At 48.9% G+C, this 14,899-nt stretch carries 9 protein-coding genes; 4 read left to right on the top strand and 5 right to left on the bottom strand.

What is annotated here, in order from left to right; all coding sequences use genetic code 11:
• Positions 1-1,029 precede the first annotated feature (1,029 nt).
• The 3 genes from PJI16_01780 to PJI16_01770 all read left to right on the top strand — a co-directional run bounded on the left by PJI16_01780 (position 1,030) and on the right by PJI16_01770 (position 4,995).
• Positions 1,030-2,016 carry an acyl-CoA desaturase gene (locus PJI16_01780; protein ID MDT3776288.1) on the top strand — a complete coding sequence of 329 codons (987 nt, stop codon included), beginning with the start codon at positions 1,030-1,032 and terminating at the stop codon, positions 2,014-2,016.
• A gap of 211 nt (positions 2,017-2,227) precedes the next feature.
• Complete coding sequence (locus tag PJI16_01775) at positions 2,228-3,250, top strand: hypothetical protein (protein ID MDT3776287.1); 1,023 nt, start codon at positions 2,228-2,230, stop codon at positions 3,248-3,250.
• A gap of 794 nt (positions 3,251-4,044) precedes the next feature.
• Entirely contained in the window at positions 4,045-4,995 is a 951-nt protein-coding gene (locus tag PJI16_01770; protein ID MDT3776286.1) for a hypothetical protein, read from the top strand.
• A gap of 371 nt (positions 4,996-5,366) precedes the next feature.
• Here the strand turns inward: PJI16_01770 and PJI16_01765 are convergent, their stop codons facing one another.
• The 3 genes from PJI16_01765 to PJI16_01755 all read right to left on the bottom strand — a co-directional run bounded on the left by PJI16_01765 (position 5,367) and on the right by PJI16_01755 (position 9,216).
• Entirely contained in the window at positions 5,367-6,959 is a 1,593-nt protein-coding gene (locus PJI16_01765) for a hypothetical protein (protein MDT3776285.1), read from the bottom strand.
• Positions 6,960-7,520: 561 nt separating this feature from the next.
• Complete coding sequence (locus PJI16_01760) at positions 7,521-8,420, bottom strand: UbiA family prenyltransferase (GenBank protein MDT3776284.1); 900 nt, start codon at positions 8,418-8,420, stop codon at positions 7,521-7,523.
• A gap of 67 nt (positions 8,421-8,487) precedes the next feature.
• Complete coding sequence (locus tag PJI16_01755) at positions 8,488-9,216, bottom strand: HAD family hydrolase (protein ID MDT3776283.1); 729 nt, start codon at positions 9,214-9,216, stop codon at positions 8,488-8,490.
• A 1,907-nt stretch (positions 9,217-11,123) separates the two neighbouring features.
• Here PJI16_01755 and PJI16_01750 point away from each other — a divergent pair.
• Positions 11,124-12,092, top strand: coding sequence for a glycosyltransferase (locus PJI16_01750; GenBank protein MDT3776282.1), 969 nt, complete (start codon positions 11,124-11,126; stop codon positions 12,090-12,092).
• Positions 12,093-12,374: 282 nt separating this feature from the next.
• Here PJI16_01750 and PJI16_01745 read toward each other — a convergent pair whose 3' ends face one another.
• Entirely contained in the window at positions 12,375-13,814 is a 1,440-nt protein-coding gene (locus tag PJI16_01745) for an oligosaccharide flippase family protein (protein MDT3776281.1), read from the bottom strand.
• A gap of 32 nt (positions 13,815-13,846) precedes the next feature.
• Complete coding sequence (locus PJI16_01740) at positions 13,847-14,845, bottom strand: SGNH/GDSL hydrolase family protein (protein MDT3776280.1); 999 nt, start codon at positions 14,843-14,845, stop codon at positions 13,847-13,849.
• Positions 14,846-14,899 lie beyond the last annotated feature (54 nt).

Genomic DNA, 14,899 nt, shown 5'->3' with positions numbered 1-14,899 from the left:
TTTAGGAAAAGAATGTTCGATCAACAAGCCCATTCCACTATCAGAAGCCATCGGGGTTGAAATCGTGTAGGGCAGGAAGGACTTCATGTCATAAGCCCCATCTTGAATATTGTCCTGTGGGGCACCGTATTTGGCGGGAAGGCTTCAGGTGAGGCCAACAATCCTATGGGCTTCCTGGATTTACTTACAACGAAAGCACAGGGATTGTCCTCTTATGATCCAGCGAAATACCAGACAGATACGATGAAAGACCCATTTTGAGTGCATTTTTTTGCCTTATCCACAATCCAGGACCTACTGGCACGGGAGAAGTTCTCAGTCACACTCAAGCGGTGATTATAAATACTTCAGGGTTTCCATAGTTGCCCCATGCTAATGTCCTGGAAAACAAATTAGTAAATCTGTAGGTGTTTTTGTTATACTATGCCCATACATCGGACTCAGTAGGGGGGTTCACAAGAGCGGGTGCATCTTTCGTGAGCTTGCCCTGCACCTTCCAAAATAAATATTCATACATTCCTCGAAACTGAATAGTCATTCCTTGAATTTATTCCACTGTTTCGAGCAGCTTACCAAGATCGGACCCATTGAACGGAGCGTTTGATATATCAACCAGGCCCAGTTATCCGTCCGCATCCATGACAACAGACCAAACCCGGAACACCATAACTTTCCACGCCCAATAAGTAGAAAATTCATGGGAGGAAATGAGTCTTGAAAAAAGTTTTGGCGTGCCTATGATCAATCTTCAAATTCTTCAGTGTCACCACGATGGGTACTTTGGGCAGGCTTTTTCAACCGATTCTTATCGACTAGCCAGCCTCCCATCAAATACTAACGGCCATACACACTGTGAAATTGTATTTGCCAGAAGCTCTCCTTCTGGTTTACTTTGTAGAGTTTGAACATTTCCCTTTATCTTAAGAAAGTTGTGGATCCCTGTTTTACACAATGGCTTCAATGAAGTTCAATGAGTCGTAATCTGTAAATATCTCGGGATTCCCTACACATGAGAGAGGAGCGTTAAGGATGCCAGAAATCCAGCGGATCATGTCGGGCACATGGAAGCTGTTAAAGTCCTTGTTTGACAGCCAAGAAGCAACAGCACTGGCTTCCCATAAAAACGGTCGCGACATCGATCTGGCACGCACGGTCCCGTTTCTGGCTTTGCATATTGCGGTCCTCGCAGTCTTTTGGGTGGGTTGGAGTCCTATAGCGGTCGGGGTTGCCGTGTCGTTGTATATCATAAGAATGTTCGCTATTACGGGTATTTATCACCGATATTTCTCCCACCGTACGTTTCGCACCTCACGAGGGATGCAGTTCGTATTTGCCTGCCTTGGGGCCAGCGCGGCCCAACGAGGTCCCTTATGGTGGGCCGCCAATCATCGCCACCACCATGCCTATTCCGACAAGCCTGAAGATGTGCACTCTCCCGTCCTCCGCGGACTGTGGTGGAGCCATGTCGGCTGGTTTTTAACTCATGACCAACTTGCCACGAAAATGAACCGTATCAAAGATTTTGCGCGATTCCCGGAATTACGGTTTCTAAATCGGTTCGATACACTTGTGCCGATTGGGTTGGCAGTGATCCTGTTTCTATTGGGGAAATGGCTCGGTAGTGCCTATCCAAATCTAGGAACAAGTGGGTGGCAAATGCTGGTGTGGGGCTTCGTGATTTCGACTGTTGTCCTGTGGCATGGCACTTTCACCATCAACTCGCTCTCTCATGTTTTCGGCACCCGGCGTTTTGCTACATCCGACCATAGCCGGAACAACTTCCTCCTGGCCATCATCACATTAGGTGAAGGGTGGCACAACAATCATCATAAATATTGCAGTTCCACCCGTCAGGGATTTGTATGGTGGGAAATCGATGTGACATATTACGTGCTGCGATGCCTGCAATTCTTCGGAGTCATCTGGGATATTCGTCCAGTGCCGGCATGGGTCCTGAATCAAGCAGACCTTGAAGAAATTGGCCAGGACGCTGAGTCCGAAAAGATGGCGATGTAAGACCCGCCAATACCCCCCTGGATGGTCTTTGAAGGCGTTCGACCACATTTATACGCCATCCCTTTTATATATTTGGATCTCCAAGCCGTCCCTTTCTCACTCTCCCACATCTCACAAGCTAAAAACTCGTCTTTATCATGAGAGATGCACCCACTTGGAAGGGTGATGTATGATTAGACTGTTAGCTCCTTATTTCTTGTGAGGTACGATCATGTTTCGCACTTGTATCCCCCTCATGACAATAGTTTTTGTCACCGCTCTTACCTTTTTGCTTGGAAATCAAACAGCGTGGGCCTTCTCCATAATTGAGCCGAAAGAATTCACGGTTCACCAGTCGGGAGAACATATCCCGGTTGCCCTGGATTTAGAGGGTCTCCCAGGAGTCACCACGGTGAACTACTATTGGTATGGGGAATTTGACGATATGCTGCGGGAATTGGTCGAGGAAAAATTAGCCCTTGTCGCCACGGCAAAAAGTAGCCCTCCCTTTGGCGGAAAGATCCTAATACCCAAAGAAAGGATGGGCTCCTATCGACTTCTGGCTGTAGCCGAACAGGGTGGAAGACAATCCCAGCATGAATCCTTGGCCATCTTCGATGAAATTATGATTCAGATCGAGCCAAACGCCGAACTCTTGGAAATAGACTTTCAAACGGACAAACCCCTGCGATTAGGTCGAGCCAGCGGGACTCGTGTCTATGACCAAGTGGACTTTCTCGGAAAAACCTTTGAATTACCAGTGATTGGGCGATTCTCAGACGGAATCGTCCGCTCCATTCGGGCTCAAACCACAGGAACCACCTACCAGTCCGCCAATGACAAAGTTATTTCCGTCAACCCAAATGGAGTACTCCGACTAAGGGGGAATGGGGAAACCGTACTCACCGTCAAAAACCGCAATCAAGAGGCCACCCTCGACATCATGGTTGAGGTCAACGATGAAGCCAATCATCCACCGGTTTCGGATCCCGGCCAAACGCAAACGGTCCTTTCGGGAACACGAGTCACCCTGAATGGCTTAACGAGTTATGATCCCGACGGCGGTTCTCTTCAGTACCACTGGGAACAAGTACGCGGAAGTAAAGTCCCATTGCTGGACCCGTATTCGGCTCAAGCCAAATTTTTGGCCCCATTTGTAGTAGAAGAACGGCTCTTCCGTTTCACGCTCAAAGTTACGGACATTCAGGGCGCCGATAGTCTACCTGCCTTTGTCGACGTCATCATTACGCCATAGCGAAATGGACCTGGACATACAGTTCGAGATAGAAACCACAAGATGGCTGATATAATCAGCTTCTTTCCCTCCTTGACTCTCCGATCTCCAGAGCAACCGTAAGCCTGACAGGGAAAGCATCCCTATTCTGTTCGCTATATTTTGCCATTCACCAGAAAGCGTTTGAGAACATCATCCCCTATATGGAACAAGAGGATGGGGAACTAGAATCCAAGAAAGAAAAGACGGGAATGAAAACGATACCCTTTCTAAGCTAGCGGAAATGTCAGGTAAAATATCTTTGCGGCCAGAAAAGGTTCCATTTGACTCCTATCCAAGTAGGGCCTGATCCAATTCCTCAAATAAAAAATCTAAAAGTACCCTGCCCACTCTATGCCATGAAACCAAAATACGACAGATGCCATGTGAATTGAGGTTACAGAGAAATAGTCAGATGACCGGGAGTCAGATCGTGAATTTGGAGAGTGTGATGCTGCGGGAAAGGGAGAGGGAATAAGACGATTTAACATGCACCTGAATTTACGATTCATGAGCGTCCACATGTAGAAATTGAACCTCCAGCCTGATCCTGCAATTGTTTTTCGGGTTCATCTCAGGGAATAATGCCTTTTTTAAGAATGCAGAAATTTCTTCCCCATTGAGATCCAAAAGTATGGGTCCCCGACCTCACACGGCTACTAGATTATGTTAATGGATAGCACTGATCCTAAAATGGGAGAGGCAATTCACAAAAACAAGGGAATGCAAGGTTGCCCTTCGAATTCCAATGAGTGCGTGAAAGATTACCGGTGCCTATGTTGAAATCAAGTTGGTGGGAAGGTAGCTGGTTTGTGTGGCCTCTGATGGCCTTCACCATTCTGACCGCATGCCTGGGAAAGTTTGAAACGAAACCCACATTGACCGACCCGTGTCGCCTCGATTGGCAAAAGCAAGCAGGCATAGCGAAAGCGGATCTTCCTGATTCAACTGTGAACCGTGGGCTCCCGGTCTTGGTATTTAATATTCATGACCGCCTTCTTTCCGATTCGTTCTTCTCGAGCGAGGCCCACACTGAAGGAGAGGTCACATGCATTGGGGATCTAGCCTCCATGTTCGATCTAGTGCTCTTTCAAGAAGCCTTTGTCCGTCCGGCGCAACTCGCCCACTACACCAAACATGCTTGGGCAAATCACCCATTGTTCACTGAAGGCGGTGGTGGTGACTGGTGGCCCTTGCGAGCCATGTGCAACATATGTTTGAGTCCCGGACTCCTGATGCTCGCCCGTGAACAGCCTGAGTCTATCTATTCAGAACCCTATGAGGACTTTGCAGGCTGGAATACTGACCTGAACAAAGCCGATGATTTCTTTTCGAAGGGCTTTCAGCTTGTCAAATTCCAAAATTTTTGGGTGCTGAATAGTCATATGGACGCGGGTCGCGGAGAGGCCAGCATTGAGGCCAGAGCCCTTCAGTTTAGACAGATTAGTGCGGGCATTAGGCGTTTGGTTTCTCCTGATGCACCCCTGCTCGTCGGAATGGACGCAAATCTTCGCCCGGACAAAGGGGAACGCGACGCAGAGATTTTGGAAGAATTTCTAAATGCCAATGGGCTAACCCTGGTGCAACAAAGCGGGCCGGATTTGATTGCCGTCAGAGGAATCCGCACCGACCGCCCCAAATCCCTATCATTAAAAGGCATCCTTAGCGATCACAACGCCCTGTCCGTCATTATGTACCCGCCATCCAGGCAAGAGTCACAGGACTAATCAGATTCCCCTTAATGTTCCGGTGACTTCCCGTCTCTTTTTCAAATGGGTCAAGTGGTGGGACCGAGTTTGTGGATCGGTATTGGGGAGAACTCTATTTTTTAAAGGACTGTGAATGGACTTATCAAAGATATCAGCCCTTCTAGTGATGCCTCAACACACCTGCCAACTCTCTACGAGACATCTACAGCGATTTCAAACACATGAGGAGGGGCCTATACGGAAGGTCGGAGATAAAACCCCTCAAAGAATAGAGAGGAACTCGCGCTCTTATTGAAAGGCCCGATCATACCTCCCCAAGTTGCTCAATATCCTGAATCGGGTAAAATTGCCAAACGGGCCAAAGAAGATCAACTAGTCAATCGACAAATTTATATTTTTGTGTTGATGTACACGTTTACTCTAGTATCGAAATCCTTCCCCAGAGAATCGAACATCTTTTCATCCAGGCCGATGAAACTTGCATCGTTCCGAAGATTTTCATCCGCTAAAGTCCCTCGGTCAACGATAATGATTTTGGCAAGAGACGATTCTACCTCTTCGATAGTTTGAGACCTTTCCGACCTTCCATGCCAGGGCACTTGCATCAGGAAGGCGGTATAGGCATCAATATTTTCAAATCGGCTTGTCGAGGCAATTGGACCACTAATATTGAGGGTACTCAATTTTTCTTGTAGAACTTTGGCCGCCTGGTAACTGGGCCTTTGAGGGAAAAATGAACTGTTGGCGAGGGGAAAGAGAAAAGATAATGATATAATGGCCAGTGCCATGATATGAAGAATTTTTGCCTGGCTGGTCCGACTCTTGGCCAGATGTCCCACATAGCCCAAACTCCCGCCAAGAAGAAACGGGTAAACGGAGTAATAATATCGTTTTTCTCCTGCATAACCCGGCAAAAATATCACCACAAGACCCCCGATGAATATCGCCGCCCAACGCCAGCGATCTGACCGGATATTCTGTCTCCATGGAGCATGAAACAAGAAGCCAAATACGACCGAGACCAGACCGATGCCAAGCCAGTCAAAGTCCTTCAGCAGATGTATAGTTTTCATCACATTTTTATGAACAATTTTCAATTGGTGACGGAGATTCTCTGTGCTCTCAAGCGGGGACCAGTGGGAATACTTTTTTGAGATTGGATCCTCCCAGGATGAAACTCGACCCTGTTCAGGAATAACAAAGTCAGAAAAAGTGGGATGTCCCCGCCCAACACCAGGCGGCCCCATTACGGCATGACTAATTCCTGCACTTGTCGAAAACACAGGCTTTCCATATTTGAGGGACAATATGAGAATCCAAGGCCCGGCGATAAGCATTAATCCGATGATGGTGATCGCGACGCTACGTAGAGCACGAGTCAGACTAGTCTCTTGAGAAACAGTCCATAACAACCCTGCCGCCATAATCAGAATAAATGCAAATGGCAACCCAGGCGCTTTCGCTAAATAGGCAGCCCCGAATAATAGCCCGGCAGAAAATTGAACGGATGCCTTGTCGCACCAATCCGGCTGCAGAGTTCGGCTAATGGCCATGCAAAGTATTCCACTCATTAGGAGATCCGGAGTGATACCTTGAACCGCCCAGTGGACACTCATAAGCGCAACGATCCCGAGAGCCACAAGGATCGCGGACGACCCGATCCCCAAAACCCGGAAGATCGCCATACAGCCCATGAGATACACAATCGCGGATATTCCCATGGCCATCTGCGCAGCGGATAACGGTTCTTCCATCAAGCCAAGCAACGGAATAATGATCCAGCTCACCATGGGCCCCCAATAACCGGAAACCGCTAAATCGAACTGTCCCGACGCATAATATTGCGCAATTCGAATATAGGAAATCCCATCAGTACTGATCCAATCCTGATTGACCCAACCGGCCCAAATCAGCAACCCAATCTGAAGAACAAAGCAGCCGATCATAGCTCTGGGGATGCCTTGTCGATTCATCTCATCCATTGGAGATACCCCTTCACAGAAAGTTCCCTTGAGAAATAAGCCGTTTCCCTAGGCAAACTTCAACCTATTTTTTTCCAATTCATGTACCTACTATTCCACTTTCCTATCTCACCACTTTCATTTCCGCCTCACACATATTCACAATCAGGACTCCGGATGCCTCCGAACCCTGGGAAGGCGCTGTGTCACAAAAGGCATACATGTTCGAGGCCGGGAATTTCCTCGCATTTGGATCCCTTTCATAAAAGATCCTCCACAATTTCAACTGGCATTTTGGCAGAGTCGTGCTCGTGCTCGGAAGAATTTTTGGATTGTGAAGGGAGCATCCCGTGCATGCCAGTATATTTTCTTCGGGAGGCATTGCACGCTCAAACGGCTTTAAATTTCCTCAACCCATGATATGGTCACTTGGGCCATACAATTTCGAATAATTCTTCAGAATGGTTACATAAGACTGAAGGGGACTTTGGTGGTTGCCTTACACCATCGCCTAACGAAAATAGACCCACAATCCTCAGCCTCGGGCATCCTGTATTCATTTGGCTAGACAGGTGACGGCACTTACTTTTCACCAACAGTCCATAGAGGTGGAATGATGGCTGGGTTAACATTAAACAACTCATATAAAAACGGGATTTCAGAAAACATAAGGAGGAGAAAGAGCAATGTGCTCAATCCTACATACACGACAAATCCGCCTTCCTTGTATAATTTTTCTGGATTTTGAACAGGGCTATCCTTAAGCATGCCAATCTTAAGATAATACGTCAAAAATCCCGCCCCAATAGGAACAAAAAGTATCAACTCCATATGATATCGAACAAGAAATATTCCAGATACAAATGAACAAGCCATCGCATAGAAAAACATACTGAGCAATAGACGGTTTTCTGTGTAATATCCGAATGACTTCCGATACGCCTTTGCACGTATCGGATCATCAATACGCCGATATTCGGCAAATCGCTTGGTTGCCATGAAAAATGCGCCAACCATCCAGTAGGCCAACACAAGCGAAAGAGGAGGGATGCTATGGGTTACAAGCGCAAACCACCCGAGCAACAACCGAATTGGATTATTCAGTGATTCAGTAAGCACATCCAAAAAAGGGAGATCTTTGGTCCGTATGGGGGGAATATTGTAAATGAGGCCGCTCACCAAAAATACCAGGGCTGTCGTCCCAAAATACCCATTTAGGGAAAAAGCAAGAACCATCCCTGAAACCCCCAATAAGAACCATTCTATCAAGGCCCAACTGGTTCTGACCTTTCCGGAAGGAACAGGCCGGTCCTTTTTTACCGGATGAAGACGGTCATAGGGCGCATCAAGAACTTCGTTCACCACATAATTGCTTGAGGCAATCAAACAGGTAGCTGCGATAGCCAGGAGCAAAGGAAAAACACTTTCCCAGGCGAAGAGTTCCAGCTCATAAAACAAGGCCAGCACGATGCCCAGAATCATAAAGACATTCTTAAACCAGTGATCGATCCGGGCAATCTGAAAATAAGGCCATAGTATCCGAAAAAATTTAGATGGCTGAGTGGATAACATCGCAAAGACCTCTAAAATTAGTAATCGAACGAAGTTCGGTTGTTGCACTCGCATTAAACCCGCGAGACGTTCTGCGAGAAAATATGACGTATGGCATTCCGGCAGCTTTGGCACCACAGGCATCGACGTCATGCCGATCACCCACATACAACACTTCCCCTGGATCAAGATTCCAGAGATGACAGGCATAAAGAAACCCCTTGGGGTTTGGTTTAAACGCATTAATCTCCGGATCCGTTCCGCATAATTCCACTGTTAACGGAACAGGAATCCCTAGCTCCTGCAATTTTTCTCTTACAGGGTAATCAGAAAAGACTCCCGTACGAAGACCCATTTCGTCCGCCAACTGAAAAAATTCTACCATTCCACGGCGCCGGCAGATCTTGAGGTATTTCAAAGGGCGACGATACATCCATTCCCTTACAATTAATTCCACCTCTCTAGAGGTCACACAGAATCGTTCGGCAACAAGGGAATATTGTAAGCTCGCCAAGGGGATACTGGGATCTTTCATAGCCCGCAACGCTTCACGTCCTTCTCGAAAACATTTCAAAATCCTCCAGACACCCAGAGCCTCTGGAATAGAACCTAACGAAAATGGAGCAGTAGCCAGCTCAAAGGCCATCAGGCCACGAAGGGCCTTTTGGTGATACAGTGTCCCATCAATATCGAGCAAAACGGCACGAATCTGCTGAACTTGTTTCACAACCCAGGCTACTCCTCAAAATCAGAAAAATGGCTATTCAAAAATAGACTCTAAAAAAACTCACGAGCACTATATGCATGGTGCATGGTACAAATTACTTAAATCCATCAAGATATTGAATGCTTGTACAAAAATCCGCTTTTAGGTTCTCTTAAGAACTTCCTGGTCCATACAAGCAAGAATTGGTCCGTAATGAATCTATATCGGTAGCCAGAATTACTGGCTGTACAAAAATTTTGAAAAACGGACCAGTTTCAGGCTGTATCCGATAGTAGCCGTCCAGCTTACGCGCAGGTATCAAGAAGCCAAGATTGAGAACTCTAAGCGCGGTCTACTGTCCTCAGTTGACTCTTCCTATGATACATGCTGTTTTCTGACGACAGTGAAGGTGATAGTTGGGACTATTTTCATGGCCATCATCCCCTATTAGGGGAAGACCGTTTCTGAACAACTACCGGCGGGGGAAGACGATTAATCTCCCAAGTAGTTATCAGTCTTTTTTGCCTTTTTTATCTCCTCCTAAATGAAGCCAAATGTCTAATGGAAAAACCATAGTCTTTGGCCTTTTTAGGGGATTGGCGAGGACTATCTGGATAATAATATATGATTTAATCCACGCTGCAAGCAATCATTCCCATTAGGAAGGGGAGGCGAGATTATGGTCCAATACTCAAGGACTGGCTGGGCAACGCGGTTGGGTGTCATGAGGCAATATCATCGGATCGATTATAGGCATGATGAATCTTCTAAAGAACAACACTTATATCCATGGCATGGGAAGGAGTTTCGTCAATATTCGCCTGGCTAAATATAAAATAACGCATTGCCATCATCCCCATTTTTTTGCGCTCGTATCTTGAGAAATGAAACAAATAGCGCAACAAGCATGGCTGTCAAAACCTATACAAACTTTTAAGCAAGATGTTTATTTAAGATCTTCTAAGCATGTTCTAGATTTTTTGCCCACACAGGAAGCCAAGTTCACTTTAAAATACTGGGAATTCCATTGGTCTCTTGAGAAAGAAAAGCCTAAATGGTCGAATGACTCCAAGGGTTACCTACAACCAATGACCTTTGAGGCGCCGAATTTCCGGGCAATACAGCCTCTGCTTTTCTCTTTCAGGGAAGTACCCGCAGATGCCAAGGATACAGTGATATCTGTATAACCCGTTCTACCCTAGGGTGCAAGTATGATCGCAGCCATCTTTTGGGAGGCCCCTATCGCCTCCCCCTCATGGAACAGATAATCGGTGACCACCCTCTACCATATACCGTGACTCTTAAACAAAGGCGCGAGGTTTTTGAGCTCGTACCCTTCTCGATAGAGCCGTCTACGCACTCTTTGCACGGGTACTCCTTGTCTACCTTGGATGACACACTATTACGACGACTTGAGTGGACGGGAGCGCAATCGATATGGCGACTTCCGCTACGGCATGGGTCAAAGCTGTAAGGCTAATACACATCTCTCAGCAAGCTGAGGAGAGGATCCTGCGCCGGACCCCTGACACGAAGAACGGTCTTCTCTGCCTCTCTGAGGTATGACGGCACTGCCGGGAACATGCCCTGTACAGGCTTGAGACGAGGCCATGCGGACCATCGTCGAAGCCATCCTCGGGGTTCCCCCTCCAGATCGTCGGGACCCGCAGCGTGGACCAAGCCCTCAGGGAGCAAGGGGTGGCCCTCGGCCGCTCAGACCATGTCGAGTTCACAGGGGACCGTGCGAGATCATCCCCCCTATGGACCGGTTGCTGATCCCGTCCGACCACGAAGTCTTCGTGACACATTGCCAAACGGCCTCCCGTCAGGAATAATTCCATTCCCGTGGAGTGAGTGGCGGGTAGAGTCAAGACAGGCGCCGCCTGTAAAAACAGGCGCGCGCAAACACAGCAACTGGAGGAAGACCCATGCGTGAGAAGGAGCAGCCGGAGCCCGGCCCCACTGCCAGGCCGGTGGTAAGCGTGCTGATTGTGGCGGACCATGACACCGAGCGCCACGCCGAACTGGCGGATCTGCGCAGTTGTCTGCACGCCCTCGCCGCCCAGGAGGTGGACGCCCCCGTGGAATTTCTGCTCGTCGAGACACAAGAGCGGGCCCGAAGCCTTCCGGCGGAGGTGCTCGCCCTGTTACCGGGCTTACGGGTGATCGGCGTGCCTCATAATGCGACCTACGAACAAAAGAACGCGGGCGCACAGGCGGCGCAGGGGGACATCATCGCGCTCTTGGATGTCGACTGCATTCCGGTGGCCGGCTGGCTGCAGGCCCTGATCACCACGTTCCGGGCCCATCCCGACTACGTGGCGGTGAGCGGCCGCACCAGGTATGAGGGCAAAACCACCAGCGAGCGCTGTCTGTCGGTCCTCTCCCGCGGCTTTCTCGATCCCGGCAAAGAAGGCCCGACCCGCTTCATTTCCAATAACAACTCCGGGTTTCGCCGGGAGGTGTACGCACGGTTTCCCCTGCCGGAGGGAGAAGGCCCCTACGCCGCGCAGCTCCAATCGGCGGCCATGAGGCGGGACGGCGGCCGTTTTCTCTTTCAGCCCACCATGACCGTGATCCACGACTTCGAGGGCTGGACCATGGAGCGGGATATTCGGTGCCATATCGGCTGGGCCACGATCCGAATCCGGCAGATTGATCCCGGGTTGCGATTCAGCTGGCTGCTCCGGCTCGGGCCGGCGTCCATTCCGTTGTTTTACATAGGGCGGGTGGTGGAGAGCGTGGGGACGTGTCTCCGGGTGGGCCATCAATACGGGCTGCGGCTGACGGACTATCCCGTCGCCCTGGGACTGACCCTGTGGGTTCATTTTCTCGAAATCACCGGCATGCGGCTGGCCTTCCGACACCAGCGCGTGGACCACACGAAATATCGCTGACTGCTTATGGCCAAGCCATTTTCATTTTTTTCTAGTGTGTCCGTAAAATCGAGGGATAAACACAAAGCGACCAAGGCCGCCCGACAGGTCTTCTCACTTAATATTTCAATTCCCTTATTTGTAGGCCATCTCTTTGCCTCCTACTGAGGCTATGCCAGCTAAAACCAACAACACGGCTGGAGTTCGAAAAGCAACACGTGTCGTGCTCTGCGCACTGAACTCACTTAATTCTCCTACAAAGGATTTTGTCCACTATCCCTCAATTACCCTTGAAATTCGAACTCACATTTCCTTCTGTTGTTCTATAGTTTCGGCTTTTGATCCTATAAACGAACGAGCCAGTGCAATTTCGTCGTGACTGAATTCTCGCAAGACGAAATATGCCAGAATTATCACCACTCCGATACACCCAATTTTCATCATGAGCAAAAGGCCAGAGGTTGGCCATATCACGGCCAACGTATAGGCCAATACGCTAATGATAGCGCCACGTAAAAACGTTCCAATTGGTGGGAATATCCCCCAGAGGCGGTTGATCGCAAACAGGGAAGCTAATGCACCAATTCCCTGACACAGAGCTGTCACCATGGCCGCGCCAAAAGCACCGAATCTGGGAATCATCACCAAGTTTCCGATCAACACCAGCACAACCAGCGGAATGCTTAAATATAAGGTGAATAGAGGAGCACCTGAAGCCGTCGCAATGACCACGGCTACTGAGACCATCACAAATGCGATGGCCCCCATAATCAACACCCCCAGGATTGGACCAGCAAGCTCGAAAGACTGGCCAAACACCAATGTGACAATCTCAGGAGCAGCACCCGCAACGAGAGCTCCAAAGGGGAATAAACCCACAACCATTCTCATTGCACCAAATCCCATACTTTTTGCCTGATCAATTCTCCCTTCAAAAAGCAGACGGCTCACTGTCGAGAGCAATAATGGAGAAAACGACATCCCGAACAGACCAGGAATGATAGACAAATTCTGAGCCGCACCATAAATTCCTGCGGCCTCCAGCGTTCCGCCAAGAATTTTCAGCATAACCAAGCCCATGCTAGAAAAAATAAGGAACAATATGGATGAAACACACAGGAGAATACCGAAGTCATAAAATGGGCGAGTGAGAATGGCAACCTTGCCAAAGAGGGGAGGCCTGACATATCGACGGCTGACAGCGAGTTCGACAAGGGACGCCCCAAGACTTCCAATTATAGCGCCAGGAACAGACAGGCCCATTTCAACCAGGACCAGAATCAACAGCAACCTGGCAATCCAACGGCAAGCATTGGTCACGGCTTTTTGCCGAAAATTACCAATTCCCACGAGAATACTCTGGTGCGCTTGAGTCAGGCTACTGATTGGAATATGGAGGGCAAAGAGGGCGAGATACGGAGCGAGCAGCGGTTCGTCGAGCAGCCAGGCAAGAGGAAACGCCAGCAGTCCTAGTAACACGCCTCCGACAACCCCTGCAACGAATTGCAACCGGATGAGGGTGCTACCAACTGGCAGCCAGTTTTTCGCTTCCCCAATAAACTTAATCGCTGGACGCGCAAAAAATGAGTTAATCCCGAGCTCCACCCATCCAAACAACGTTGCGGAGAGCACCAATAAGCCATAGCCATCCGTTCCAAGTCGTCGGGTAAGGAACCCTGCGGTAATGAGCCCGGTAAGCGGAAACAGGAGCCCGGCGAGAAAGACTCGGACTGTCCCATCCACAAGGTGACGGCCTGGTTGGGACGACAAGGGACTCACTGGGGGAACTCTGGTTGGTGTTCCACATACACCGCTAATTCTTCCCCGATTCGACGATGAACCGCAGGGGAAGGATGCAGGTCAAACCGGCTTGCCATATATTTGTTCATAGTAAATTCTTTACGTAAGTATGACAAATCAAGATGCTTGATCGTGTCTTGTGTCAGTCTGTCAGAAAGAATACCCCAGGCATTTTCCTCCATTCTGGGAAGGAGCACGATCAGGTAGGGAAGTCCGTATTGATCCGCTGTCTCCTTGAATTGCTGAATGTACCGATAAGAGTCGGGAATCTTCCCATGTGAAAGCAGTGGGTCAATGTATTGAGGTGGAGAAATCCAGCGTGAGCCGATATCCCTTAGGACATACAAAAGGCGAATTCCTCTCAAAACCTCTCCGACCCGAGAATCCAGAAGCATAGCGACATTCTGTCCAACCAGATACCCAGCTGCATCAATAATGGGGGTCCGCTTGAGATCCAAATCTGGTGGAATGATTGCCATGATAACCAGATCCGGCTGAATGGCCAGCATCCGGTGTTGAAGCAGGGCGGCCATCTCTCTCACGCTATAGGCCGACACTCCGAAATTAAACACTTTCACGGTCTGGATATTTTGTTGCTGATTAATAATATGTTCCAGAACTTCTGGGAATGTTCCATCAGTATTGGGGATGCCCTCACCAAACGTGACGGAATCCCCGGCAATGGCAATGCGATATTCCGGTGGTTGTTTGAGGCCATAGACCGCCCCGGCGGCTTTTGAACGCAATCCCAGGCTATCCGTGTTGATGACTGCAAGCCCTCGGGCTCGGGCTTGCAGAAGATTGGGCTTATGGATGTAGGGAATGTCCTCGCTTGATTCAAATGACGTATAGATCGGATCATGAATATGATGCTCCGAATACCCCCAGAACCTGACCCCAATTTCCAAAAGGGGTAAGGTCACGAGGAGCAGATAACCTGCATACAATAGAATCCTTTTCAATCTTTTTGGCATTGATGATTCTTTCTTAACTAAGCCAACCGTGGCGGCTTCGACTGCCCCGTTTTC

Source organism: Nitrospira sp. MA-1 (assembly GCA_032139905.1).
In the GTDB taxonomy this organism is placed as follows: Bacteria; Nitrospirota; Nitrospiria; order Nitrospirales; family UBA8639; genus Nitrospira_E.
The sequence above is the reverse complement of the archived record's forward strand: the minus strand, read 5'-3'. Positions and strand labels throughout refer to the sequence as shown.

Coding starts and splice junctions, on each gene's coding strand:
- PJI16_01780 (MDT3776288.1), top strand. CDS start 1,030: ATGCCAGAAATCCAGCGGATCATGTCGGGCACATGGAAGCTGTTAAAG.
- PJI16_01775 (MDT3776287.1), top strand. CDS start 2,228: ATGTTTCGCACTTGTATCCCCCTCATGACAATAGTTTTTGTCACCGCT.
- PJI16_01770 (MDT3776286.1), top strand. CDS start 4,045: ATGTTGAAATCAAGTTGGTGGGAAGGTAGCTGGTTTGTGTGGCCTCTG.
- PJI16_01765 (MDT3776285.1), bottom strand. CDS start 6,959: ATGGATGAGATGAATCGACAAGGCATCCCCAGAGCTATGATCGGCTGC.
- PJI16_01760 (MDT3776284.1), bottom strand. CDS start 8,420: ATGATTCTGGGCATCGTGCTGGCCTTGTTTTATGAGCTGGAACTCTTC.
- PJI16_01750 (MDT3776282.1), top strand. CDS start 11,124: ATGCGTGAGAAGGAGCAGCCGGAGCCCGGCCCCACTGCCAGGCCGGTG.
- PJI16_01740 (MDT3776280.1), bottom strand. CDS start 14,845: ATGCCAAAAAGATTGAAAAGGATTCTATTGTATGCAGGTTATCTGCTC.